Source organism: Novosphingobium sp. G106 (assembly GCF_019075875.1).
Classification (GTDB): Bacteria; Pseudomonadota; Alphaproteobacteria; order Sphingomonadales; family Sphingomonadaceae; genus Novosphingobium.
The window spans coordinates 3,741,604-3,766,942 of sequence record NZ_JAHOOZ010000001.1; the positions used below are offsets into that span (position 1 = coordinate 3,741,604).

Sequence of the window (25,339 nt, forward strand, 5' to 3'; positions counted from 1 at the left end):
CTCAGCTCTCCAGCGTGACGAGCAATGCCGGCAGCACCGGCTCGGTGATCATCGTCATGACGCCCGCCCGGCGCGCGGCGCGAGCGATCTCGGGATTGGCGAGACCCGAACCGCGCACCGAAACCTGCCCGGCAAGCGCGTCATCCAGGCCTTCCAGCGAGCCTTCCGACAGCAAGAGATCGACATCGATCCCTTCTCCGGCCGGCGCATCTTCGGGCAACACGACCTTGACCGCGCTGCGTGCCCGCGCCCATTCGATCAGGCGGGCGAGTTGCGCGTCGTCGGCCTCGCGCGGGCGTTCGGTCGGCAGCGCGCCAGCGTAGACCTTGCCCGCGGCACCGTCGATCGTGACGACCTGGCCGGCGCGCGCGACTGCGCCGACGCCGACGCCGACCACGCAGGGCCGGCCCAGCGCGCGGCTGACGACCGCGGCGTGCGAGGTAGAGCCGCCTTGTTCCGTAACCACGCCCTTTGCCGCGATCATGCCGTGGACGTCGTCGGGGCTGGTCGTGGCGCGCACGAGGATCACCGCTTCGCCCGCGGCGGCACGGCGCTCGGCTTCATCGGCATCGGCGACGAGTACGCCGCTGGCGACGCCGGGACAGGCCCCCTCGCCCTGCGCGACGATCTCGGCGCCATCGGCCGCGCCGCCGGCAAGGCGCGGCAGCAGAAGCGTCGCGACCTGTTCCGCGCTGACGCGCGAGAGCGCGGTTTCGGGATCGATCCGTCCTTCGGCAACCATGTCGACCGCAATGCGAACGGCGGCAGCGGGGGCTCGCTTGGCCGAGCGTGACTGAAGCAGGTAGAGCCGCCCCGACTGGACGGTGAACTCGATGTCCTGGACGTCACCGTTCTCGCGTTCGAGCAGTTCGCTCGCAGCGAGCAGTTCGCCATGCGCCCGCGGCGCATGATCGCGCATGGCGTCGAGCGATAGCGGCGTGAACTTGCCCGAGACGACATCCTCTCCCTGCGCGCGCGGCAGGTATTCACCATAGGGCACCGGCTCGCCGGCCAGAGGATTGCGGCTGAACAGGACGCCGGTGCCGCTGTGCTCGTCGAGATTGCCGAAGACCATGGCCTGCACGGTCACGGCAGTGCCCATGTCGTGAGGGATATTGTTGTGCTCGCGGTAGCGGCGGGCGCGACGCGTGTTCCAGCTCTCGAACACTGCGCGGATGGCGCCGAGAAGCTGGCTGCGCACATCGCCCGGAGCCTCGCCGCCGGCGTCCGCGATCACCGCGCGCCAGTGCGCGGGATCGCCATCGCGCTCCAGCTCGACCGGAGCCTTGAGCACGATCGCGCTGTAAAGCTCCAGGAAGCGCCGGTGCGTGTCGCGAGCAAAATCGGGCAGCCCCGTCTCGCTCGCCAGCGAAGCCTCGCCGGCATCGTCGATGCCGAGGTTGAGCACGGTGTCCATCATGCCGGGCATCGAGATCGCTGCGCCGGATCGAACCGACAGGAGCAATCGCTTGTCGCCTGCGCCGAAGCCGCGGCCCGCCCGGTCTTCGAGCCAGATGATGCCCTGCTCGACCTCTTCGACGAGGCCCGCCGGGAAATCGCCGTTCTCCAGATAGGCCAGGCACGCCTTCGTCGAAATGACGAAGGCCGGCGGCACGTCGAGCCCGAGCGCAGCCATGCGCGCGATCGACCAGGCCTTGCCGCCGATGACCGCGCGGTCGGGTATGCGGCCGCCATCGAGCAGGATCGTCCAGCTTGCCATGTCTATTCCTCGCGCTCGCGGCCCATGATCCGCAGCAGTTCCTCGTGCAATTCGAACCAGACCGTGTGGTAGCTGTCCCGGCGGATGTCGCTGACCCATTCGTGGTCGCCGTCCTCGGACGCTTCGAGCGCCGCGAGGAGCTTGTCGGCGTAGTAACGCAGCCGCGGCAGCTTGCCCGACAGGCGCGTCAGGATCGGCTCGGCCTGCTCGTGCAGCCCGCCCAGCCGATCGATCACGGCCGCGTCATGCGCCTTGTCGCGGTGATCGTTGGCGATCTTGGCGCCGCCGACGTCCAGGGTCTGCCAATCGGTGATGATCTGCTTGAGCGTGACGTTGATCCGCTCGAACCCCTCGTAGGCGCCGACGAAGCCCGCATCCCCGCGGAGGGCCGCGAAGTGCCTCGCATAGCGTGCCTGGAGCGCGACGCCGGCCAGCGGGGTCAATGCATAGGCGCCCTTGGCCTCGAACACGCGGCCCGCGGCGACCGCGGCTTCGAGTTCAGCCCGTGCGACATCCTCGGGCAGGCCGGCGAGCGCAGCGATCGCCGCCGACGGGGCATGACGCTTGATCGCGGTAGCGTGAAAGACGAGATCGCGGTCGTTCATCGGCCTGCCTCCGCCAAGTCTTCGATGGAGAGCAGCCAGATCCGGCCGACGCGTTCGGTACCTTGCTGGTAGTCCTCGGTAGTCTTCGCCGCGGCGGTCGCCTCGATGGCGATGCGATCGCCTTCTCGGATGCCGGTCACCTTGGCGTTCATCAGGCATGGAATGTTGTACTCACGCGTCAGGATCCCGAGGTGCGAGCGGACGCTGCCGCCGGCGCAGATGACTCCGGCAAACTGGTCGATGATCGGCGCCGTCAAAGTACCGCCGGAATCGTCGATGATCGCAATCGATCCGGCCGGTACGCCGCCCGAAAGCAGTTCCAGCACGCGCTCGTTCGAGCGGACGTAGAGCGCCTTGCCGGATACGTCGGCGGGATGACGCACGACGTTGTCGCCGATCCCGCGGAGCGCCCGCCCGGCCTCGTCGGGTTCGGCCGTTGGTGCCTCGGGATGAGCGAACCCAGCGCTCAGTTCCTCAGCCCCGGCGAGCGGCTTGTGCACCTCGGGACGCTCGGCCACCGATATCCGCGCCGACCAGTCGAAACGGTGGCCCGAGGCGAGGATCGACGCCTCGACATCGGCGATATCCTGGGCCGTTATCAAGCGATCCGAGCCCGAGAAAACGAACTCCTCCCAGCTCATTCCGGACTCGCCCAGGCGCCTGCGCACGCGCGCCTTGATCAGGTCCAAAACCGCCTCGACCAGCGGCGAAGCGGGCGGGCGTACGTGGAGCGCATCGTCGATCGGCAATTTGTCGGAGGTCACACCCTCTTCCCTTGTGCTGTTTCCCGACGATTGCCGAATCCCGGATCGCCTGTCAACATTTTTGGATGAAATCGTCCTACGATATTGACCGATTAATTTTGCCGGCGTAGCTGAACGGATCAATCCCAGGGAAGAGGAAATGCCCCATGCCCACCGATCCGCCCCGCGTCCTGATCGTCAACGATGACGGCATCGACGGCCCCGGCATCGTCCTGCTCGAGAAAATCGTGCGGCGGTTCACGGACGACGTCTGGGTGATCGCGCCGGACGAGGAGCGTTCGGGCGCCGGTCACTCGATGTCGACCTATCATCCGATTCGCGTAAAGCAGCGCGACGAACGGCACTTCGCGGTCAAGGGCACACCCACCGACTGCGCGCTGCTCGGCGTGCACGACCTGATCCCCGGCACGCGTCCGGACATCATCGTTTCGGGCATCAACCGGGGCCCGAACCTGGCCGAGGACATCACCTATTCGGGCACCGCTTCGGCGGCGATGGAAGGCGCCATGCTCGGCATTCCCGCCATCGCGCTCAGCCAGGTGTTCCGCCCGCCGAACCAGCCGCACTGGGCGACGGCAGAAGCTTTCGCCGGCGACATCATCGAAAAGCTCCTGCGCGCCGAATGGCGGCCCGGGATGTTCGTCAACGTGAACTTTCCCGACTGCCCGCCGGACGGGGTGAAAGGCATTCGCACCACCACCCAGGGCCTGCGCCCGCCTGGTGCCTTCCGCCCGGTCCGCCGCATCGATGAGCGCCATATCCCCTATTACTGGATCAAGATCGAGCATCCCGAAGGCGGCCATGCACCGGGCAACGACCTGCAGGCTGCGCTCGACAAGGAAATCTCCATCACCCCGCTGCAGCTCGACATGACCGATCGCCGCGCGCTTTCAGGGCTGCAACAGCTTTTCGAAGCCTGACGTCATGGGTTCCGGCCTCGGTCGTTTCCGAGGCTGGACGCAGTCATGCTCTTTTTCGCAGTTCCGGCTCGGTCTTTTCCAGCGCGTCGTCCTGCGTCGTGAACACCTTCGCGCCGCGGGTCTTCTTGCCGATGGAATACTTGTAGATGACGAAGACGGTCGCCCCCGCCATCGCCCAGCGAGTCAATTTCATGGGTTCTCCTATGAGCGAGACAGGATCGTGACGGCGGACATGCCGTCTTCGACACCGTAGAAGCCGCCCGAATTCTCGGCGATGGCTATGCGAGCGCCCTCGACCTGGCGCCGGCCGGCCCGGCCGCGCAGCTGCGTGACCAGTTCGTGGATCTGGCCGATGCCCGTCGCCGCGAGCGGATGTCCCTTCGATACGAGACCACCCGACCCATTGACCGGGATGCGCCCGCCGAGCGCCGTCTCGCCGCGCTCGGCCGCGGGGCCGGCCTCGCCGGGCGGGCACAGGCCCAAGGCTTCGGTCTGAATGATCTCGCCGATGGAGCTTGCGTCGTGCACTTCGGCAACCTCCATGTCCGCCGGTCCCAGCCCCGCCTTCTCGTAGGCACGGGTCGAGACCAACCGGGTTACATGATTGGCAAAGTCGTCGGGTGCCCGGTCGCTGCCGGTCTGGCTTTCGGCAGCGAGCACGCGGATCGCTTCACCCGAAAACCGTGCGGCCAGTTCGGCCGAGCAGACGATCGCCGCCGAAGCGCCGTCGCTGATCGGCGCGCACATCGGATTGGTAAGCGGCCAGGCGACTTGCGGAGCGGCCAGGATGTCATCGATGCTCATCGCCTCGCGATATTGGGCCAGGGGATTGTGCTGTGAGGCCGTATGGTCCTTCGCCGCGACCGCTGCGATCTGACGTTGGGTGGTTCCGTACGTCGCCATATGCAGCCGAGCCTGGGCGGCATAGGCTTCCATCAACGCATTGGGGCTTTCGAGATCGAGGCCTTCCGGCACCGGCTGAAGCAGGCTCGCGGTTCGCGAAATGTAGCCTTCGGCTTCCTCGATGTCGCGCGGCTGCTGGAACACGGCGAAACGCTTGGCCCGGTCCTGGCTGTAGAGCTTCTCCACGCCGACCACGAGCGCCATGTCGGCAAACCCGGCACGAACATGATCGATCGCGAGATGCAGACCCACCGTCGAGCTGGCACAAGCCGCTTCGACGTGGAAACCCTTCACTCCGGATATCCCGAGCGGGCGCAGCGCATACTCGCCCGGGATCGACATCTCCCCTGCGAAGAAGCCCTGGATGACATTGGCGTAGACCGCCATGTCAACGGACTGGCCTTCGACCCCGGCGTCCTCGAGCGCAAGGCGCACCGCCGCCTGGGTAAGCTGCTCGTGGCTCTTGTCGAGATGCCGGCCGAACGGCGTCATGCCGACCCCCAGGATCACTGCGTCGCGCATCAGATCGTCCTTCCTGCCTCCGCCCAACGCTGCTTGCGCAGTTCGACGCGCAGCACCTTGCCGGCATTGCTGCGGGGGGAGCCGTTCCATCACTTCGATTGCCTTGGGTGTCTTCACCGGGCCCAGCACCTCGCGCGCGGCGGCGAGCAATTTCGCCACGTCGATCGTACCGCCCGCGCGCGGCTCGACCACGGCGATCACCGCCTCGCCCCATTTCTCGTCCGGCACGCCGATCACCGCGCAGTCCTGCACCTGCGGATCGGCCATCAGCGCCTGCTCGACCTCGGCGGGATAGACGTTGAACCCGCCCGAGATGATCATGTCCTTCTTGCGGTCGACCACATAGAACCAGCCGTCTTCGTCGCGCAGACCGATGTCGCCGGTATGATGCCAGCCGAAGGTCGAGACTTCCGCCGTCGCCTCCGGATTCTTGTAATAGCCCTGCATGACGAGCGGCCCGCGCACGACGATCTCGCCGCGTTCGCCGGCCGGGAGAATGTTGCCTTCGTCGTCCATGATCTCGACGATCGACAGCAGGTTGGCGCGGCCGCAGCTGCCCGGATGGGCAAGGTCGCCGGCAGCGTTCAGATGCTCGTGCGGCGGCATGGCGGTGACACACATCGGCGCCTCGGTCTGGCCGAAGCTGGCGTTCATCACCGGGCCGAGCACGTCGATCGCCTCGCGCAGCCGGTCGAGCGACATCGGCGCGCCGGCGTAGGAGATATATTCCAGGCTGGAGAGATCGGCAGTCCGGACGTCCGGATGCGCGAGCAGCATGTAGATCGCAGTGGGCGGCAGGAACATGTAGGTCACGCGGTGCCGCTCGATCGCCTGCACAACCGCGCCGGCGTCGAACGCCGGCAAGACTATGACCGTCCCGCCAAGCGCCATGGAAGCCAGCGCCAGCGGCCCGGCGGCGTGAGTCATCGGTGCCGCCACGAGATTCACCGGCGACTGCTTCATCGGCATCGAGGCGACGAGGCTCGACACCAGCGCCTGCCAGTTGCCGTTGCTGAGCATGACGCCCTTCGAACGCCCGGTGGTCCCGCCGGTATTGGCCAGAAAGCCCAGCTCCTCGCTCGCACCCGGGCGGCGTTGCGGAACCCGGTCGTCGCCCTCGATCACGAGATCGCCGAGCCAGACGTCCGCCTCCGCAACCGGCCGGTCGATCGCGACGTAGCGGCGGATGTTCGGGCAATCGCGGCGGAAGGTTTCGATGCGATCGGCGATGTCCGAATGAACGAACAGGGTATCGACGTCGAGCAGGTCGAGAAGGTAGGCGTTCTCGCCGACGGCCGCGCGATTGTTCGCCATCACCCAGACGCCATCGGCGCGCAGGATGCCCAGGATCGCTTCGAAGGCGGTCATCGAATTGCCGCTGAGCACCGCGGCATGGGCGCTCGGCGCGAAGCCATCGGCGATCAAACCGCGCGCAATGGCATCGCTGCGGCGCTTCACTTCGGCGTAGGTGCGGCTGGTCTCGCCCTCGATCATGCAGGGCCAGTCATGCGCCATGCGGGCACCGCGATCGAAGAAGTCGATCATGCGCATGGCGCGAACCTCACCTAGCGCCGCATCACGAGTTCAAGCTCGGCCGAGCGCATCTGCACCATGGGCAGGCTGGCCATCCGCATCAGGCGCGAAACCTGGTCTAGCTCGGGCGAGGACAGTGTCGGAAAGTCCTGCCGCACCGCGCCTGCCGCGCGCATCCGGTCGATGTCCGTCGCCGGCACCAGGGCGCGTAGCAGCAGTTCGTCGTCATCGCCGCCGGTGCCGTGGCGGCGATGCAGTTCTGCACGGTCGGGCTGCTCGGGCGGGCAGGCCAGGATTTCCTTGGCGCGCGGCATCGACATGATGCGGTCCATCACGTCTTCGTCGATCGGCGCGACAGGGGCGCCGTAATAGCCGGCGGCGTACTGGATGACCTCGTCGGGCACGACCGAATAGCGGTTGCCCGTGACGATGTTGAGCACGGCGAGCGTGCCAACGAGCTGCGCGAAAGGCGTCGCCATACCCGGATAGCCCAGCTCTCGCCGCACGCGGGCGACCTCCTCGAGCACGTCGGGCAGCTTTTCGAGCATGTTCTGCTGGACGAGCTGCGCCCGCAGCGTGCCCATCATGCCGCCCGGGATCTGGTGCTTGAGCGAGGTCACGTCGTATTCGAAATGCTGGTTGACCAGGAATCCCGCAGCCTTGCCGACGCGTTCGAAATGGTCGGCCACCGCCCGAAACTTGCTGGTGTCAAGATTGTGGGTGTGGCCCAGCATCTCGACGTTCCGGGCCATGATCTCCACCGAAGGGATCGACGGGCCATTGGCCATCGGCCGCACCGCGGTATGGATGGTGGTGACGCCGAACTCGATGGCATCGATGTAGGACTTCGCCGATTGGCCCAGCATGTTGTTGGCATGCATCTCGATCGGCTTGCCCCGCGCCTTGGCGACGATTGCCGGCACCAGCGTCGAGATCCGATTGCGATCGAGTACGCCGCCGGTGTCATAGAGCAGGAGGCTGTCGACCTCGGGCAGCGCCGAGAGCTTGTCCGCCTTGTCGGCATAATAGGCATCGTCGTGGACGGGCGAGAGGGTGAACAGCATCGTGCCCGCCACCTGGCAGTCGTACTGCTTCGCCTGCTTGGCCAGCCGCTGCATCTTGTCGATGTTGAAGAGCACGTCGTAGAGCCAGAAACTGCGCATGCCGTGAGCGCAGAGCCGGTCGACCCAGATGTCCATCAGGGCATCGGGAGTGAAGCCGAAAGTGACCGAACCGTTCGAACGGCATCCGGCCCGGAGCGGCGTGTTCGGCATCGACTTGACCAGCAAGTCCAGGCCCGCCCAGGGATCTTCCTGGCAATGGCGGATCAGCACTTCGAACAGCGAGGAGCCCGCAAGGCTGATGATCTGGTAGCCGGTCTGGTCGATGAGCGGCGTCACGGGCAGGGCCATGCCCGCCTGCATGCGCATGCCCCAGAGGCTTTGCTGACCGTCGCGCAAGGTTTCGTCGAGGAACTGGATATGCGCCACGCGCCTACTCCGCTGCCAGAGGCTGGCTCGCGAACAGATCCTGTTCGAGCCAGCGGGTGTGGATGGTGTTTGACCGGAAGCGCGGATCCTTCAGGATCGCGCGATGAAGCGGGATGGTGGTCGGCACGCCTTCCACTTCGAAGCTGTCGAGCGCACCGATCAGCCGATCGATCGCGGCGTCGCGCGTATCGGCATGGACGATCAGCTTGCCGATCATGGAATCGTAGAACGGCGGTATGCTGGCGCCTTCGGTGATATGGGAATCGAGCCTGATCCCTTCGCCTTCGGGCGGCCGCCAGCGGGTGATCGTGCCGGGCACGGGCACGAAGTCCCGCCGCGTGTCTTCGGCATTGATCCGGCATTCGATGGCGTGACCCGAAACGGTGATCTGGTCCTGCGACACCGAAAGGCCCTGCCCGCTCGCGATGCGGAGTTGTTCCTGCACGAGGTCGCGACCGGTGATCATCTCGCTGACCGGATGCTCGACCTGGATGCGCGCGTTGACCTCGATGAAATAGATTTCGCCGCGCGTGACGTCGTAGAGGAACTCGGCCGTGCCGGCATTGCGGTAGTTGACGCTCTTGGCCAGATCGACCGCGGCCTGGTGAAGCTGCGCGCGCAGTTCGGCCGGCATGGCGACGCAAGGCGCTTCCTCGATGACCTTCTGGTAGCGGCGCTGAACCGAGCAATCGCGCTCGCCGAAATGGACCACCTCGCCCTTGCCGTCGCCGACGAGCTGGACTTCGACGTGGCGCGCCTCGGGGACGAAGCGCTCCATGAACAGCGTGCCGTCGTTGAAGGCGGCGAGTGCCTCGGCGCTGGCGCGATTGAAACCGGACTCGACCTCCGCAGGCCCGTTGACGATGACCATGCCGCGGCCGCCGCCGCCCGCCGAGGCTTTTAGCAGCACGGGATAGCCGATCTGGTCGGCGACCTTGCGCGCATCGGCTGCGCTGGCGATCTCGCCACTGCCCGGCACAAGAGGAACGCCGGCCGCCGCAGCCATTTCCCGCGCGCGCAGCTTGTCGCCCAGCGCCTCGATCATGTCGGGCTCGGGCCCCACGAAGACGATGCCGTGCTCGTCGCAGAGCCGCGCGAGTTCGGCGCGTTCGGAGAGGAAGCCGTAACCCGGATGGAGCGCATCGCAGCCGCTGGCCTTGGCCGCCTGGACCACCAGCCGTGCGTCGAGGTAGCTCTTCGCCGCGGGGCCGGGCCCCAGTACCAGCCGGCGATCGGCGAGACGCGCCGCCATGCTGTCGCGATCGGCATCGGAAACGCCGATCACCGTCTCGAGATTCAGCGCCTGCGCGGCCCGCAGCACACGCAGCGCGATCTCACCGCGATTGGCGATGAAGAGGCGGGAGATCGCCATGACCTAGGCCGCTGCGATCACGAAGAGCGGCTGTTCGGCGGCGACCAGTTCGCCGTCGCTGGCGAGCACATGGGTGATCTTGCCTGCCACACCGGCACGCACTGTGGTGAACAGCTTCATCACTTCGACGAGGCACAGTTCGCTGTCGGCCTCTACCGTCGTGCCGACCTCGACATAAGGCGCCGCACCGGGCTTCGGCGAGCGGTAGAACGTGCCGAGATAGGGCGCGCGGATCACTTCGGACCCTGCTGGCCAGCTGGCTTCCGCACCGCTGCTCGCGGAGGCCGGCGTAGGGGCTGGGGCTTCCTTGGGAACCGACTGTTGCGCCGCCTGCTTCGCCGCGGGCTTGCGCGTCACCGAAACCTTGGGTGCGTCCAGCCCGGGAGCGTCGGCGTCCTGCGACAGATAGATCTCGAACTCGCCATGACGGGCGTGGAGTTCGCGCAGCCCGGAGCGTTTGAAGTCCTCGATCAGCTGTTCAAGGTCGGAAAGGTTTTTTCCGGCACTCATGCATTGGCACTCCGGCTGGTTTCGACATCGGCGCGGCTGAGCCCGGCGCCACGGCCGGCGATCGGCGTTCCATCCTGTTCGAGCCGGTAGAGCGCTTGCACCGTTTCGTCGGTCGGCGCGTACTTGGCGGTCGTGTCGCAGATGAAGCGATAGGCATTCGCCATCTGCGTCGGACGGAACTCGGCTGCCTGTGCATTGTATTCGGCAAGCGTCATGCGGCCGGCGCTGGTGGTATAGGCATCCTGCTTGGGATCGTGGTGGCTTATGCCCGGTGCGATCGGCGCCAGTCGCGGCACGTCATCCCCCCGCTCGATCGCGCGATAGGGCACATGCGAGATGTAGCGCACGGGATTGTTGTTGTGCTGCATCATCGCATAGTGGTGGATCTGCTGGGTGGGCAGGGAGACCAGGCCCACCATCTCACCCAGGAAATCGCGGCCGAACTCGTCGTTGAACAGGCCGCGGAAACGATCCGCCCGTGCGTCGATCGTCATCCAGTCGTTGACGTCGTAGACCCCGGCCAGGTGCGCGAAATCCTTGATCATCGAGAAATAGACGATCGCGCCCGCATCCATCATCTGGTCGCGGCTCCAGCCGGCCATGCGCTTCCACAGTTCGACCGTCGCCTTGCGCAAGCGCTCGGTCAGATCCTCGAAGGTCGAAGCCAGTTCCTCGGCCGAGCCCATGCCGACGGGCACGAAGCCGTCCGACAATGCGTCCGAGGTGTAGAGCCCCACTCCGGTCAGCTTGTCGGCGGTGAATTCGGGGCGGGATTCGAAGCTGCCCCAGTCGTCCACCAGATAGAAATGACCGCCGGTCGCTTCCATCGTGACGGTCAGGTTGCTGAAGGGGATATCGCCGGCGACCCCGTCGAGCCAGGGATAGTCGCCTTCCGCGAGATCGGAGAAGTCGCGAATGATCATCTCGCGCCCGTCACCCAGATTGTAGGGTCCCGAGTTGTTCAGCGCGCAGCGGCTCTCGCACGAAACGAGGAAGCCGTACTGGGAGATCGTCGCGAGGAAGGTCTGCGCGGCAGCGTTGAGCCGATCGCCCGCCTGGCAGGGCTGCAACTCGGCATGGAAGCGCTGGATGCGACGTTCGGGGAGGTGCTGTACGCGCTGGCCGAACTCGCGGGCATTGAGGTGCCCGTCCTCGCGCTGCTGGGCGAGCTTGAAGCGGCGCCAGAAGTCCATCACGTAAGCGACGTCTTCGGCCGCATCCTCCGGACCGAGCATGCCGAAATTGATCAGCATTTCGCGCCCCAGCAGATAGAACGTCGGCATCGACCAGCCCGACAGATTGCCGAGTTTGCCGCCCATCAGCCGCGCGCGATCGCCGATCTCCTCTGCCTTGAGCCGCGTCTCGACCTTCCGCAGCAGCTCGGGATAGCGGTAGAAGCAGCAGAGATACGAGAGCAGCATGTAGGACGGCACGGGAAACAGCTTCGATTCCTGCACCGTCCGCGTCACGCAGAGCCAATAGGTGTCGTCACCGATCGTCTGGATCGCGTTGTTGGTTTCCAGCAGGCGAACATAGTCAAGCATCAACCCCGATCCTCTCTTCTGTCATTCTTGTGGACTAGGCGTATCTGGTCTGTCAATATCGTCCTACGATTTTGATCAAATTAGCGAGGCCATAATACCTCGTCAGACCAAGGGAAACGAGAGGAATGCTCGAAAATAGCCCGCTTTTCGACCTTCGGGCGGCCGCAAGCGATGACGGGTTTCAGTCATCGTCAGTGGCGCGAATCCGCTCGGAAAGCGACTCGCCCCGCACCGACTGGACCCGCGACGAGATCGCCGCGCTGTTCGACCTGCCTTTCACCGAGCTGGTCTTCCGCGCCGCCGAGGTTCACCGCGCGCACCACGATGCCGGCGCGGTCCAGCTTTCGACCCTGCTCTCGGTCAAGACCGGCGGCTGTCCCGAGGACTGCGGCTACTGCTCGCAGTCGGCATCGGCGACCAGCGGCGTCAAGGCGACCAAGCTGATGGACGTGCGGGCAGTGCTGCAGTCGGCCGCCCGCGCCAAGGACGCGGGCTCGACCCGCTTCTGCATGGGCGCCGCCTGGCGCAATCCCAAGGACCGCGACATGCCCGCCATCATCGAGATGGTCCACGGGGTGCGCGCCATGGGCATGGAAACCTGCATGACCCTGGGCATGCTGACCGAAAAGCAGGCCGACATGCTCGCCGCTGCGGGCCTCGACTACTACAACCACAACATCGACACCGCGCCCGAGAAATATGGCGACGTGATCTCGACGCGGACCTTCGAGGAGCGGCTGGAGACGCTGGGCAACGTGCGCAAGGCGGGGATGAACGTCTGCAGCGGCGGCATCGTCGGCATGGGCGAGACGCGGCCCGACCGCGTCGGCTTCATCCATGCGCTCGCCACCCTGCCCGAACATCCGCAGTCGGTGCCGGTCAACGCGCTGGTCCCGGTCAAGGGCACCGTGCTCGGCGACATGCTGGCCGATACGCCGCTCGCCAAGATCGACGAGATCGAATTCGTCCGCACGGTCGCCGTGGCGCGGATCACGATGCCCGAGTCCATGGTCCGCCTCTCGGCTGGCCGCGAATCCATGAGTGAATCCACCCAGGCGCTGTGCTTCATGGCCGGCGCCAATTCGATCTTCACCGGCGACACGCTGCTGACCGCGCCGAACGCCGGCGACGACGCCGACGCCGCGATGTTCGCCCGGCTGGGGCTCAGGCCGATGCAGATCGAGCATCTGCGGTGACCGCCCTAGCCCGGAAAGCCAGGCACCCGGTCGGCACGGCGTTCGACCGTGCACAGGACTACGACGTTCACGCACGCGTTCAGGGCCGTATCGCCGATGCTCTGGCCGATCGGATCGCTTCGCTGCCCATCATCGCCGCGCGTGGCGAGAAGTTGCGCCTGCTGGAGATCGGCTGCGGCACGGGTTTCCTGACCCGCGCTCTGCGCGACCGCGGGCTGGACGGGCGCTGGCTGGTAACGGACATCGCCCCGCGCATGGTAAGCCGCTGCGCCGCTGCGATGGGAGATAGCGGGCACAAACCGACGCTCACCTTTGTCACGCTCGATGGAGAGACTCCGGGCCATCACCTGGGCGAGGTCGATCTTATCTGTTCCAGCATGGCCTTCCAATGGTTCGGCAACCTCCGCTCCGCGCTCGGCCGGCTGGCAGCACTGCTCGCGCCAGGCGGTGTCCTGGCATTCAGCACCCTCCTCGACGGCACATTCTCCGAGTGGGAACAGGCGCATCATGCAGTGGGGGTCGATACCGGCGGCCTCTGCTATCCGGATCTGGAACTCCTGTCCGGCCTGTTTCCGCCCCGTGGCAACCTGACCATCGGCGAAATGCATGTGCGCGATGCTTACCCCAACGCAGCGATGTTTCTGCAGGGGCTCAAGCGCATCGGCGCGGGCACGCCGCGATCGGATCATCGGCCGCTTTCCCCCGCCGCGCTGCGCCGCGTGATGACCGCGTTCAACGCGGCGGGTGCGACCGTCACCTACCGAGTAGCGCTGTGCAATTGGACTTCCCCATCTGCGAAGGATGAACTCCGGAATGACTGACGCTTCCGATCACCATGTCACCGGTGCCGGCCCGGACCTCACCGCCGAGATCGCGGAGCGAGTCGAACGCTTCGTCCGCGAGGTCGTGATCCCCTACGAACGCGACCCGCGGCGCGACCATCACGGCGCGCCGACCGACGAGCTGGTCTTCGAGATGCGCGCGAAGGCACGCGATGCCGGCGTACTCACACCGCACATCCTGCCAGGCGGCCACCATCTCACCCAGAAGGAAACCGCGACCGTGCTGATCCGCACGGGCCTGTCGCCGTTGGGGCCCCTCGCCTGCAACACGGCGGCGCCCGACGAGGGCAACATGTACCTACTCGGCCAGGTCGGCAGTGCCGCGATCAAGGAGCGTTTCCTCGCGCCGCTGGTCAGTGGCGAGGCGCGCTCCGCCTTCTTCATGACCGAGCCGGCCGCAGAGGGCGGCGCCGGTTCAGACCCCTCGATGATGAAGACGACCTGCCGGAAGGACGGCGATCACTGGGTGATCCGCGGCCGCAAGAGCTTCATCACCGGCGCTTCGGGCGCGCGGGTCGGCATCGTCATGGCGAAGGCCGAGGATGCCCGGCACGGCACCGGCGCCTGCATGTTCCTGGTCGACCTGCCCGATCCCGCCATCCGTATCGACGAAGTTCCCAATACGATCGACAGCTCGATGCCCGGCGGCCACGCCACGCTGACCATCGACGACCTCCGCGTCCCGGCCGGCCAGATGCTCGGCGCGGCCGGCGAGGGATTCACCTATGCCCAGGTGCGCCTGTCGCCCGCCCGCCTCTCGCACTGCATGCGCTGGCTCGGGGCCTGTATCCGCACCCACGAGATCGCCACGGATTATGCCTGCCGGCGTGAGGCGTTCGGCAAGACGCTGATCGACCACGAAGGCGTCGGCTTCATGCTCGCCGAGAACATGATCGATCTCAAACAGGCGGAACTGATGATCGACTGGTGCGCCGGCGTGCTCGATACCGGCTCGCTGGGAACGGCTGAAAGCTCGATGGCCAAGGTCGCCGTTTCCGAGGCCCTGATGCGCGTCGCCGATCGCTGCGTCCAGGTCATGGGCGGCACGGGCGTAACCGACCATACGGTGGTCGAGCAGGTGTTCCGCGAGATCCGCGCCTTCCGCATCTACGACGGCCCCACCGAGGTCCACAAATGGAGCCTCGCCAAGAAGATCAAGCGCGACTGGAGGACCACGCAGTGACGACGGATACGACCGCCAACGCCGGCAGCACGGGCGTTCGCGAGGGATTCCGCTTCGATGAAGCCGCCCTCGGCCGCTGGATGGAAGCCCATGTCGAAGGCTATCGCGGACCACTGACCGTCGAACAGTTCAAAGGCGGCCAGTCCAACCCGACCTACAAGCTGATCACGCCTGCCCGGTCCTACGTCCTGCGGCGTAAGCCACCGGGCCAGTTGATCGCCGGTGCCCATGCCGTCGACCGCGAGGCGCGCGTGCTCTCCGCGCTGGAACAGGCCGACTTCCCGGTGGCCCATGTCTATGGCCTCTGCACCGACGACAGCGTGATCGGGAGCTGGTTCTACGTAATGGAACTGGTCGAAGGCCGTATCGTCTGGGACGCGACGTTCCCCGAGGTACCGCGCGCCGAGCGAGCGGCCCATTTCGACGCGATGAACGCCGCGATCGCCCGGCTGCACACGATCGATTACGCCGCGATCGGGCTTTCGGACTACGGCAAGCCCGGCAACTACTTTGCGCGCCAGATCGGCCGTTGGTCGCGCCAATACCTGGAAGACCAGGATGCCGGTCGGGACCCTGGCATGGATGCGCTGATCGAATGGCTGCCGACCGCGATTCCCGCCGGAGACGAGACGTCGATCGTTCACGGCGATTTCCGCTGCGACAACATGATCTTCCACCCGACCGAACCGCGGATACTCGCCGTGCTCGACTGGGAATTGTCGACGCTGGGCCACCCGCTGGCTGACTTCGGCTATCACGCGATGATGTACCGCATGCCGCCCGACATCGTCGCCGGTCTTGGCGGTGCAGACATCACCGCGTTGGGCATCCCTTCCGAGGCCGATTACATCGCCGCCTATGCCGCGCGAACTGGTCGCAGCAGCTTTGCCGACTACAACTTCTGCATCGCGTTCAACTTCTTCCGCCTCGCCGCGATTTTCCACGGGATCAAGGGCCGCGTCATCCGCGGCACCGCCGCATCGGCCCATGCCCGCGATCGCGCGGAAAGCTTCCCCCGGCTCGTAAACCTGGCGCTGGAGGCGATGCATGGCTGCAACTGATCTCGTCCTCGTCACCTGCGCCGCCGGCCTCGTCCATATCCGGCTGAACAGCCCCCAGACCGGCAACGCGCTCAACCTGCCCCTGATCGGCGCGCTTTGCGACGCGATCACTGCGATCGATCCCGCGACGACGCGCGCGGTGCTGATCACCGCCGAGGGGCGCAATTTCTGCGTCGGTGGCGACCTGCGCGGCATGGCCGAGAGCGCCGACATGCCCGAAACGCTGCGTAAGATGGCAACGGCGTTCCACGAAGGGCTGAAGCGGCTGGACGGCCTCGACGCCCCGGTTGTCACCGCGATCAACGGCACGGCGGCGGGCGGCGGCCTCAGCCTTGCGATAGCCGGCGACATCGTCCTCGGCGGAGCGGACAGCGGCTATCTGATGGCCTATTCGGCGATCGGCCTGTCGCCCGACGGCGGCGCCACCTATCGCCTGCCGCGGTTGATCGGGCTGCGGCTGACGCAGGACATGGCCTATCTGAACCGCAGGCTCGACGCGGCCGAAGCGTTTCAAGCCGGCCTCATCACCCGCGTCATTGCAGACGACGCGCTGCAGGCCGAAGCACTGGCAATCGCCGGAAGTCTCGCGACTGGCCCGACCGCGGGCTTCGGGCGGATCAAGCGCCTGCTGGCGGAAAGCCCGAGCAGCAGTCTTGCCGAGCAACTCGACCGCGAGGCCGTCTCCATCATCGGTGCCGGCGGCACGCTGGACGCGCGCGAAGGCGTCTGCGCCTTCCTCGAACGGCGGCCGGCTCGTTTCAACGGACGATAGGGAATCCAGAGGATGAGCGAGGAAGCGGAGGGCCTGAACAGCAGCGGAGCGGTCGACAAGGTGGCCGACACGATCATCCGCGGCATCCGGTCGGGCGCCTTCGTGCCGGGTCAGCATCTGGTCGAGCCGGATCTCATGCAGCGCATCGGCATCAGCCGCGGTTCGCTGCGCGAGGCTTTGAAGCACCTGTCGGTCGCCGGCATCGTCACGCTGAACCGGTTCCGCGGCGCCTATATCGCTGCTCTCGACCAGAAGACGACGCTCGATCTGCTCGACGTGCTCGAGCCCCTCGCCCGCCTCGCCGCGCGGCTCGCTGCCCAGCATTGCGACAGCAAGGAAAAGCGCCAGGCGATCCAGGCAGCGGCTCGAGCCGTCGAAGAGGCCAACCGCAGCCTCAATCGCACGCACTATCTAGAGCAGCGCCGCAATTTCTACACAATCCTCATCGGCATCGGCGGAAATCGCGAGCTGGAGCGCGCCATGCCGCTGAACCGCGCAGACCTGTTCCGCGCCCAGGCGGAAGCACACAAGACCGAGAAACAGCGTCAGCGTCACGTCTCGGGCTATGCCAGAGTGAGCAAGGCCGTGACCGAGCAGAACGTCGCGGCCGCCGACCGCGCCGTCCAGAGTCATTTCGCCTGCACCCGCCGGTCCATTAGCGAGATGCCCGAGAACTCCTTCCAGGGCATAGCCGTCTGACTATCGCGCCCGCTTGCCTATAGCGGCCAGCAGTTCGCGTGAGCGGCCCACGGCCTCGCGAGCGAAGTCGAGCGGCGACCCGTTGGCGGCGATCCGCTGGGCCGAAGGCACCTCCACGTCGACCGCGATTCCTACGGGCAACGCCGCCACCAGATCGGCCAGAGGAAAGTCGCCATCGCCTGGCAGCATGCGCTCGAATGCCTCGGAGAAATAGTCCTGCGTGACGTGCAGCCCCGCGCCATCGCAGATCTGCGCATAGGCAAACAGCGAGGCGGGCACCTTCAGCACATCGGCGGGCGTACCGCCCGTCCGCACGAGATGAAGTGCGTCCACGCCAATGCCGATATTGGCGCGCCCTACCTGCTGCACGAACCAGGCGGCGCGCTCGATCGAGGCACAGGCCGGTGTAATGCCCATGAATTCGAGCCCGAGGCGAAGATCGTATTCCGCGGCGAGATCGCACAGGCGACCCAAGCCCGCCACGGCGCGCGCGTCGTCGGGATCATGAACATGGGTGACAGCACTCCTCGCACCGATCGCCGCGGCGACTTCGAAACCGCTGCGATAGATCTCCACGTCGACGTCCGCCGCAATCGGGAAGAATTCGGCATTGCCGACGGCGATCCCGTGGCAATCGAGCGCCGACTTGGTCGACACCACCTTCTCTGGCGTGACGAGCGGAAATAGGATCTGCCCGGCGTCATCGGGCAATGCCGCCGCCGGGATGTGGGTGAACAGGCAGACTTCCTCGCACCCGACCGAAGCGGCCAATTCAATAAGATCGATCGGATCGAGTTCGTTCGCGGTGACCTGATGCAAACCCAGCTTCATAGGAGGTCTCCCGGTCCGGCCGTCGACAGGCCGGTCATGCCAATCGGGTCAGGCCCGCGGTGTGAATGGGCGCGCCGAGAGGGAGCTTCTTGACGCGTGCGACCAGTTCCTCTTCGTCATCGCCCACATTGTTGGCGGTGGGCGAAGCGGCGTTGGCGGCCGGGCGCGTCACGTGGATCACGTCGTCGCCGACCATCCTCAGCGAAAGGCTGCGCCGTGTCGTGCCGGCCGCCGTATATCCGCCGCCATGAAGGCAACTGGGATGGAACACCAACAAGTCGCCGCGCTTCATGGCGCAGGTCACGATGTCCCACTGGTCGCGGTTGGCCTCGATATCCGGCAGGCGGGGCATTTCCTTCTCATCGTACACGGGACGAGTGTCGTCGTCGGGATCGAAAAAGGAACCGTTGTAGAGCGTCTCATTGTGTGATCCGCGGATCACCTCGAGCGCATAGTCTTCGGGGATATCCTGCAGCGGAATCCAGAAGACGACGAACTTGCTGCCATCGATCGGATGATAGGGCGTGTCCTGATGCCAGGGCGTGCGCCGTACCGGCTTGTCGGGATCGCCCTGCTTGAAGAAGAGCTGATCGTGAAAATACCATACGCCCCCCGATCCGAACACGTTCCTGGCGATGTCGACCACCGGTGTGCCCTGAAACATCGCCTGGAAGGCCGGCTTGTTGCCAGAATCCTCGACGGACTGGATGAAGGTGCCGCCGCTTTCGGCATAGAGGTGCTGCGCGAGCGGGCTCGGGTTGTCGAAGTTCCCGTTATAAGCCGCCTCGATCAGCGCCATATCACCTTCGGAGAAGGCGTTCTCGACTATCAAGACGCCGTCGCGGAAAAACCGGGTCGAGAACCCCGCCTTTTCGTTCAGGTTCGTGCGCACTTCGGAAGCATCCGCCATCGGTTTTCTCCCGCCTGCAATCAGTTCTTCTTGTGCACCTGCGCGACCGATTCCGGCATCGGCAGCTGCGGGGCTTCGTAGAAGCGGCCGATCTTCCAGGTGCCGTCCACCTTGCGCATATCGAGGTCGTAATAGACGAACACCTGCATATCGATGCCGGCCTTGGACCGGCCCATGCCGGTGACGTAGGCATGGATCTGGGCATCATCCCCTTCCAGCTTCACGGTCCGGAAGTTGGTGAGCACATGCATGTGATGCGAAACGTCGGCGAAGACCTGGGTGTAGAACCCGCGGATCTGCTCGTGCCCTTCGAAGCGCGGAAGCTCCAGTCCGGTCAGGTCGAGCACGGCGTCCTCGGTAAAGTTCGTCATCATGAAGTCGAGATCGTCGAGCTTGTCGACGGCCGTGCAGTATTTGAGGACGGCCTGTTCCAGCGCGAAGTTTTCGAGAAGATAGTCGATGCCGTATGCCATGTGGTCTCTCCGGATCATTGAGAAAGGATGATGTCCGCCGCCCGCCAGCCGATCGCCATGGCGGGGGCATTGGTGTTGCCAGAGACGAGCGCGGGCATCACCGAACAGTCGGCGACGCGCAGCCCGGTGACGCCGCGCACGCGCAGTTGCGCGTCGACGACGGAGCCCGCATCGCCGCCCATGCGGCAGGTGCCGGTGCCGTGCAGGCCGCTGGTGGACAGGCGGCGGAAGCTTTCGAGAATATCCTCGTCGCTCTGGACCTGGGCACCCGGTAGCAGTTCTTCGCCCATCACGTCGCTGAGCGCAGGCTGGGCCATGAAGCGTCGCATGTAGCGAACGCTGGCGATGGCCGCCTTGCGGTCGTATTCGGTGTCGAGCCAGTTGGGATGGATCGTTGGCTTCGTTTCCGGATCGGCCGAGCCGACATGGACGCTGCCCTCGCTGGTCAGCTGAAGCAGCTGGCCATAGACCGAGATCCCCGGCTTGCGATCGACCTTGCCCAGCGGAACCGGATGGTTGTCTTCGCTCAGCGCGAAGGCATAACCGCCCAGGTAGAGCTGCAGGTCGGTGCGCCCCTGCGGATGCGCGACGTTGCAGAACGCGCCCACTTCCCACGGCCCGTTCGCCATCACGCCGGATCGGGTGAAGGCATAGCGCAGCACCGATCGCACCAGCCCGATCCCGTGATATTGCTGGCTGATCCCCACCGGCCTGGTCATGCGATGCGGAACGGCGAAGGACAGATGCTCGCGCATCTTCCGGCCGACATCCGGGCTTTCGATCAGGGTCGCGATGCCCGCCGCCTGCAGCACCGCCCCGCCGCCGATGCCCGAGCGTTCGAGCAGCAACGGGCTCTCTATCGTGCCGCAGCAGACGATCACCTCGCCGCCGATGGGCTCCACCCATGGCGCCCGGCCCTGCTGCTGGAGTTCCACGCCCGTGACGCGGCCGTCTTCGATCACCAGCCGCCGCGCCAGAGTACGCAGCATGTGATGGAAGTTCTTGCGCTGGCGTGCCTTGGCGACGAAGGCGCGCGATCCGCTTTCCCGCAGGCCGTTGCGGATGTTGTGGCTATAGTAGCCTATCCGGTCACCGACAGTACCGTTGAGGTCTTCGGTTTCGACAAGTCCCATGTCCCTGCCCGCCGCGATGATCGCATCGGTCAGCGGATAGCGGACAGAGCCCGGGGTGATCCGCACCGGCCCGCCGGAACCGCGCAGGTCGCTGCCGCCCAGAGCATGGTCCTCCAGCGCCCTGTAAGCTGCGGTCATGCTGGCCGCGTTCCAGCCGGTGCAGCCCATCGCTGCCCAGTCGTCGTAGTCCTGCGGTTCGCCCCGGCTCCAGATCATGCCATTGATCGCCGACGAACCGCCAAGCCCCCGCCCGCGAATCCACACCTCGGGCACCGGGCTTTCCGGATAGCGCAGGTCCGCCATCTGATAGACCCAGGTATGTTGCGGGCTGTTGACCAGCTTGGCGATCCCCTTGGGCATGTCGACGAGAAGCGAGTTGTTTTCGCCCCCGGCCTCGATCAGCAGCACCTTGTGCGCCGGATTGCGCGACAGGCGCTCCGCCAGAACCGAGCCTGCCGACCCGGCACCGACGATCACGAAGTCCCACTGCGCGGGGTCTGTCATCCGAAGGCCCTCGTCCCCCGCCAGGCTCAGAAATTGAACTTGAACGTCACGCCGTATTCGCGTGGCGAGGTGTAGGAGACCTGGTTGAACAGGCCCGGATTGTTCGTGACCGCCTCGATATAGTGATTGTCGGTCAGGTTGCGGCCCCAGACTTCCAGGGTCCAGCGGCCGCCGTCCGGCGACCAGCCAAGGTTGGCATTGAGGAAATGGGTCGGCTGGATGCGAACGAGCGGCTGGCCCTGGAGACCCTGCAGCAGCTTGGTATCGGTATAGGTATAGAGCACGTTCGCGCGCGCCTTGCCGCTGCCGACCGCGACTTCATAGGTCGCGCCTGCCGATGCCGACCACTTCGGCGAGTTCTGCAACGCCCGCCCGCTGAGGTCGATGACGGCCCCGCTCGGATCGAGGAAATCGAACTGCTTGTACTTGGCGTCGAGGTAGGCCAGCGAACCCGTCAGGGTCAGTCCGTCCGCCGGCAGCGCGGTCGCTTCCAGTTCGAAGCCCTTGATCTCGGCCTTGGCGGCGTTGAAGATCGATGTGCCGATCGTCGTGCCGCCCGGCAGGATGTAGTTCTGCGCCACCTGCATGTCGCGGTAATTGGTGTAGAACCCCGCCAGATTGAGGCGCAGGCGGCGATCGAACAGATCGGTCTTCACGCCCGCTTCGAAAGTGTCGACCTTCTCGGGATCGTAAGGACCCAGATCCTGCGGTTGGGCCACACGGCCGACGAAGCCGCCCGACTTGAAGCCCCGCGCCCACGAGGCATAGAGCAGCGTATCGGCCGTGACCTTGTAATCGACGCCCAGCTTCCAGCCGACGTTGTTCCACGACTTCGTGCCTGCGGCGCGGAAACCACCGAGCAGTATATCGCCGCAACTGCCCTCATGCGTGCAGTAAAGCCCGATGCCGTTCGGATTGAAGTAGTTGTCCGTCCCCGCGACCATGCTGGTCTTCTCATGGGTATACCGGATCCCGGCCTGCACGCGCAGTTGGTCGGTCAGGTCCATATAGGCCTGTGCGAAAAGAGAGCCCGACCAGTTGTCCTGATCCTGCGGCAGGTTCTGGCGCAGGCCCGGCGCGAAGGCTTCCAGCCGCACGCTGTTGAAGTGATCGTAGTGCGTCTTCAGGTAGAAGCCGCCGACCTGCAGCTTGATCGCATCGGAAAGGTCCGCCGCGGTGCGCAGTTCCTGGCTGAACTGCCAGCCCCGCGTCCCGCGATAGGTATCGATGCCCAGCCCGACGACAGCATCGTTGTCGGTAAACTCTTCCAGCTTGAACTTCTTGTAGCCGGTTATCGCGGTGATATCGCCCAGCGGGGTGTTGCTGACGTTCACCGTCAGCGTGCCGCGGTAGTTGTCCATGTCGCTCTTGTCGGGGCCGAAGTCGCGCGCGCTGAAATACTTGTCCGGGGCGCGGCAGGGCGCCGCATCGGACGTGCACGGCGTTTGATACATCGGCAGGACCTGATTGGTCGTCATCGTGCCGGCGGGCGAAAAGATCGCGTAGCTCGGCCCGGTCGAGCCGTTGACGATCACGGGCGCGCCGTTGCGCGAACGTCCGTATTCGCCGCTCAGCGTCACGTCGACGTCGTCATTCGGGGTATATTTCAGGTAGGCGCGCAGAACGGTGACGTTGCGGCGGCCCATGTCCGAGCCATCGACAATGTTCGTGTAGAAGCCGTCGCGCTGTGTGTGCATCGCGGCGATCTTGCCGGCCAGAACGCCCTCGACAAGCGGGATGTCCACAGCGGCCTTGATGTCGAAGCGGTTCCAGTTGCCATAGGTCACTTCCCCGCGGACGCCGAACTCGCCGGTGGGCTGGCGCGTCATCACGTTGACCACGCCGCCGGTCGTGTTCGCGCCGAACAGGGTACCTTGCGGTCCACGCAGGACTTCGATCCGGTCGACGTCGAACAGATCGAGCAGCGCCCCCATGGAGAAGTACTGCGGAACGCCGTCCTGGACGATGGACACGGTATTGCCGGCGAAGGGATCGGGCTCGACCACGCCGATGCCGCGGATCGTGAAGACTGCGCTGTTGGGGGTATTGGTGAAGTTGTTGATCTGCAGGTTGGGTATCGTGCCCTGCAGGCCCTTGAGATCGACCGCCTTCAGGTTCTCGACCGCTTCGCCGGTCACGGCGGTCACCGAGATGGGCACCGACTGGATGTTCTCCGACCGCTTCTGGGCCGTCACCACGATTTCGGAAAGCCCGCCTTCCTGCGGCGCCGCGTCAGGCGCGGCCTCTTGCGCAAGGGCTGGCACGGCCGTGGCCAGAGCGCCGACAATCGCTAACAGCGCCGTATGATTGTACCAGGAATTTGCCATGATCTGCCCCCTTCTGTCGCGCCCCACCCATTGTCGGCAGTCGCGCACATCCATTCCCAAGATCACGCTCAGACGAAGAAGTTGAACGTAATGTAGCCTTGTTGTACAACGCTGATACATTATCGAACGGCGCGCTCCACCTGTCATTTTGATGAGCGGCTCACGCCAAAGCCGCCCCGATCAGCGAGGCGCATCGCCGGTTCATCGGCGGAGGTGATCAGTTGAGGGCGAAGCTGCTTTGCAGAAGGGTGCGCAGCATCGCCTTCTGCCGGTCGGCGGGCCAGGCGGACCGTTCTTGCGCCACCAGTGACGCGATACCGTTCACGAAGATCTGCAACTGAGTGGCTGCGAAGGCGCCGTCGATGTTGCTGGGGAAATGGCCTGACGCCTGCGCGCTGCCTATCAGGCGTTCGAACAGGAGGTGGGCATTGTTGATCCCCTCTTCCCATTCGCGGGTCACGTCGGGCTCGGCCGGGGTCATGCCCCAGAAGGCGAACCAGGTGTGCCAGTCCCGCCAGCGCTCTTCGGTGAGCGGAAGCAGATGCTCGAGGGTCTCGACCAGCGGCCGGTCATCCCGGATCGCGTCGTCGATCAAAGCTTCGGCCTTCCGCCGCGCCAGCTGATGGGTGAAGACCAGCATCTCCAGCTTGCTGCTGAAATAGTGCGAGACAACGGTGGTGCTATATCCGACGCGCGATGCGACCTCGCGGATCGTGACGGCCTGAACGCCCTGTTCGTAGACGAGTTGGTCTACAACCTGCGCGATCAGCACACGCCGCTCGTCGTGATCGACTACGCGCGGCACGCGATGCCATTCGAACGGACGAGCACACACATGGCACTGGGCATAAACAGTCTGTGATAGATACGGCAATCCCTCGCTGGCTATCTAAATCGCTAGATCCAGGCGCCGATCGCGGCTGGGGAGATCTTGGCCTTCCAACTGCCATCGGCGGGAACCCGTCACCGCTCGGTTTGACTGAAGAACGAATGGAACGAAGCGTTCCCGTTCGCCTTCGCCGATGCGATCATCGGGCTAGCCAAGTAACAGCTCACCACCCCGCCACCAACTTTCGAAAGCCGGCCGCAGCGTTTCCGAGGCCAGTTCCACAACCATACCGCCCACCTCCGGGGTAAGATAAGCGAAAAGCCCCCAACCATCTTCGGGAGCGGCGCCCGCGGCAATCACCCTCCAGCCGTTCATGGTCATCGCGGCTACCGTCTCGGCGACGTCGTCCGCCCAGACGCCGACATGATCGCCGCGCGAGAGCGCAGGGTCGAAGAAGCTGCCCGCGTCGCCCTGCTGGAGTTCGAGGCGCAATGGGCCTTCTACCGAAAAGGTGAATCTGTTCCGGACCGTGCGGAGGCCTCCTTCGGGAGTCCAGACGGAGAGCGCTTCCAGGGTGAACGGCGTGGCGAAAGTGATACCCAGCGAGCTGGAATAGAACGCGATGGCCTCATCGAGGTCAGGCACGAGGACCCCGGTGTGGAACGCCTTGCGATAGTCGATCAACGGCCAGCCTCC

General features: G+C 65.4%; 23 protein-coding genes. 7 read left to right on the forward strand and 16 right to left on the reverse strand.

Features of this window, described 5'->3' with window-relative positions; all coding sequences use genetic code 11:
- Position 1: 1 nt before the first annotated feature.
- From KRR38_RS17850 to KRR38_RS17860, 3 genes are read right to left on the reverse strand one after another with little or no spacing between them, the layout of a single operon-like run.
- Positions 2-1,720, reverse strand: a complete 1,719-nt coding sequence (locus KRR38_RS17850; protein ID WP_254514862.1) for a pyruvate, phosphate dikinase — start codon at positions 1,718-1,720, stop codon at positions 2-4.
- A 2-nt stretch (positions 1,721-1,722) separates the two neighbouring features.
- The gene (locus KRR38_RS17855) at positions 1,723-2,325 is read right to left on the reverse strand and encodes a hypothetical protein (protein ID WP_217404097.1); all 603 of its coding nucleotides are present in this window, start codon (positions 2,323-2,325) and stop codon (positions 1,723-1,725) included.
- A complete protein-coding gene (locus tag KRR38_RS17860) occupies positions 2,322-3,089 on the reverse strand; it encodes a PEP-utilizing enzyme (protein WP_309141075.1) in 768 nt (255 codons plus the stop codon). The genes KRR38_RS17855 and KRR38_RS17860 overlap by 4 nt, the downstream gene beginning before the upstream one ends.
- Before the next feature lie 146 nt (positions 3,090-3,235).
- Between KRR38_RS17860 and surE the strand changes: the two genes are divergently transcribed.
- Positions 3,236-4,009 carry a 5'/3'-nucleotidase SurE gene (surE, locus tag KRR38_RS17865; RefSeq protein WP_217404099.1) on the forward strand — a complete coding sequence of 258 codons (774 nt, stop codon included), beginning with the start codon at positions 3,236-3,238 and terminating at the stop codon, positions 4,007-4,009.
- A 43-nt stretch (positions 4,010-4,052) separates the two neighbouring features.
- On the opposite strand, the gene KRR38_RS17870 is transcribed toward surE, so the two are convergent.
- From KRR38_RS17870 to KRR38_RS17895, 6 genes are read right to left on the reverse strand one after another with little or no spacing between them, the layout of a single operon-like run.
- The gene (locus tag KRR38_RS17870) at positions 4,053-4,202 is read right to left on the reverse strand and encodes a hypothetical protein (RefSeq protein ID WP_217404101.1); all 150 of its coding nucleotides are present in this window, start codon (positions 4,200-4,202) and stop codon (positions 4,053-4,055) included.
- Between the two features lie 8 nt (positions 4,203-4,210).
- Positions 4,211-6,985, reverse strand: coding sequence for an AMP-binding protein (locus tag KRR38_RS37410; protein ID WP_217404103.1), 2,775 nt, complete (start codon positions 6,983-6,985; stop codon positions 4,211-4,213).
- A 14-nt stretch (positions 6,986-6,999) separates the two neighbouring features.
- Positions 7,000-8,457 carry a pyruvate carboxylase gene (locus tag KRR38_RS37415; RefSeq protein ID WP_217404105.1) on the reverse strand — a complete coding sequence of 486 codons (1,458 nt, stop codon included), beginning with the start codon at positions 8,455-8,457 and terminating at the stop codon, positions 7,000-7,002.
- A 4-nt stretch (positions 8,458-8,461) separates the two neighbouring features.
- Positions 8,462-9,829 carry an acetyl/propionyl/methylcrotonyl-CoA carboxylase subunit alpha gene (locus tag KRR38_RS17885; protein WP_217404107.1) on the reverse strand — a complete coding sequence of 456 codons (1,368 nt, stop codon included), beginning with the start codon at positions 9,827-9,829 and terminating at the stop codon, positions 8,462-8,464.
- A 3-nt stretch (positions 9,830-9,832) separates the two neighbouring features.
- Positions 9,833-10,339, reverse strand: coding sequence for an acetyl-CoA carboxylase biotin carboxyl carrier protein (gene accB / locus KRR38_RS17890; protein WP_217404109.1), 507 nt, complete (start codon positions 10,337-10,339; stop codon positions 9,833-9,835).
- Entirely contained in the window at positions 10,336-11,883 is a 1,548-nt protein-coding gene (locus tag KRR38_RS17895; protein ID WP_217404111.1) for a hypothetical protein, read from the reverse strand. Before KRR38_RS17895 ends, accB begins: the two co-directional genes overlap by 4 nt.
- Before the next feature lie 125 nt (positions 11,884-12,008).
- On the opposite strand from KRR38_RS17895, the gene bioB reads away from it, so the two are divergent.
- The 6 genes from bioB to KRR38_RS17925 are packed head-to-tail and all read left to right on the forward strand — an operon-like array spanning position 12,009 to position 17,636.
- The gene (gene bioB / locus KRR38_RS17900) at positions 12,009-13,079 is read left to right on the forward strand and encodes a biotin synthase BioB (protein WP_217404113.1); all 1,071 of its coding nucleotides are present in this window, start codon (positions 12,009-12,011) and stop codon (positions 13,077-13,079) included.
- Positions 13,076-13,900, forward strand: coding sequence for a methyltransferase (locus KRR38_RS17905; RefSeq protein ID WP_217404115.1), 825 nt, complete (start codon positions 13,076-13,078; stop codon positions 13,898-13,900). Before bioB ends, KRR38_RS17905 begins: the two co-directional genes overlap by 4 nt.
- Positions 13,893-15,104 carry an acyl-CoA dehydrogenase family protein gene (locus tag KRR38_RS17910; protein WP_217404118.1) on the forward strand — a complete coding sequence of 404 codons (1,212 nt, stop codon included), beginning with the start codon at positions 13,893-13,895 and terminating at the stop codon, positions 15,102-15,104. The genes KRR38_RS17905 and KRR38_RS17910 overlap by 8 nt, the downstream gene beginning before the upstream one ends.
- On the forward strand, positions 15,056-16,165 hold the full coding sequence (locus tag KRR38_RS17915; RefSeq protein ID WP_217404121.1) for a phosphotransferase family protein: 1,110 nt from the start codon (positions 15,056-15,058) through the stop codon (positions 16,163-16,165). The genes KRR38_RS17910 and KRR38_RS17915 overlap by 49 nt, the downstream gene beginning before the upstream one ends.
- The gene (locus tag KRR38_RS17920; protein ID WP_217404123.1) at positions 16,152-16,937 is read left to right on the forward strand and encodes an enoyl-CoA hydratase/isomerase family protein; all 786 of its coding nucleotides are present in this window, start codon (positions 16,152-16,154) and stop codon (positions 16,935-16,937) included. The genes KRR38_RS17915 and KRR38_RS17920 overlap by 14 nt, the downstream gene beginning before the upstream one ends.
- 12 nt (positions 16,938-16,949) lie before the next feature.
- Entirely contained in the window at positions 16,950-17,636 is a 687-nt protein-coding gene (locus KRR38_RS17925) for a GntR family transcriptional regulator (RefSeq protein ID WP_217404126.1), read from the forward strand.
- Here the strand turns inward: KRR38_RS17925 and KRR38_RS17930 are convergent, their stop codons facing one another.
- The 7 genes from KRR38_RS17930 to KRR38_RS17960 form a co-directional block, all read right to left on the reverse strand.
- Positions 17,637-18,467, reverse strand: coding sequence for a sugar phosphate isomerase/epimerase (locus KRR38_RS17930; RefSeq protein WP_217404128.1), 831 nt, complete (start codon positions 18,465-18,467; stop codon positions 17,637-17,639).
- A gap of 34 nt (positions 18,468-18,501) precedes the next feature.
- The gene (locus KRR38_RS17935) at positions 18,502-19,377 is read right to left on the reverse strand and encodes a phytanoyl-CoA dioxygenase family protein (protein WP_217404130.1); all 876 of its coding nucleotides are present in this window, start codon (positions 19,375-19,377) and stop codon (positions 18,502-18,504) included.
- 20 nt (positions 19,378-19,397) lie between these two features.
- Positions 19,398-19,850: a nuclear transport factor 2 family protein gene (locus KRR38_RS17940; protein WP_217404132.1), complete on the reverse strand. Its 453-nt coding sequence runs from the start codon at positions 19,848-19,850 to the stop codon at positions 19,398-19,400.
- Between the two features lie 14 nt (positions 19,851-19,864).
- A complete protein-coding gene (locus KRR38_RS17945) occupies positions 19,865-21,487 on the reverse strand; it encodes a GMC family oxidoreductase (RefSeq protein WP_217404134.1) in 1,623 nt (540 codons plus the stop codon).
- 26 nt (positions 21,488-21,513) lie between these two features.
- A complete protein-coding gene (locus KRR38_RS17950) occupies positions 21,514-23,814 on the reverse strand; it encodes a TonB-dependent receptor (RefSeq protein WP_217404136.1) in 2,301 nt (766 codons plus the stop codon).
- Positions 23,815-24,031: 217 nt separating this feature from the next.
- Complete coding sequence (locus tag KRR38_RS17955) at positions 24,032-24,586, reverse strand: TetR/AcrR family transcriptional regulator (RefSeq protein ID WP_217404138.1); 555 nt, start codon at positions 24,584-24,586, stop codon at positions 24,032-24,034.
- Positions 24,587-24,850: 264 nt separating this feature from the next.
- On the reverse strand, positions 24,851-25,327 hold the full coding sequence (locus tag KRR38_RS17960; RefSeq protein ID WP_217404140.1) for a VOC family protein: 477 nt from the start codon (positions 25,325-25,327) through the stop codon (positions 24,851-24,853).
- Positions 25,328-25,339 lie beyond the last annotated feature (12 nt).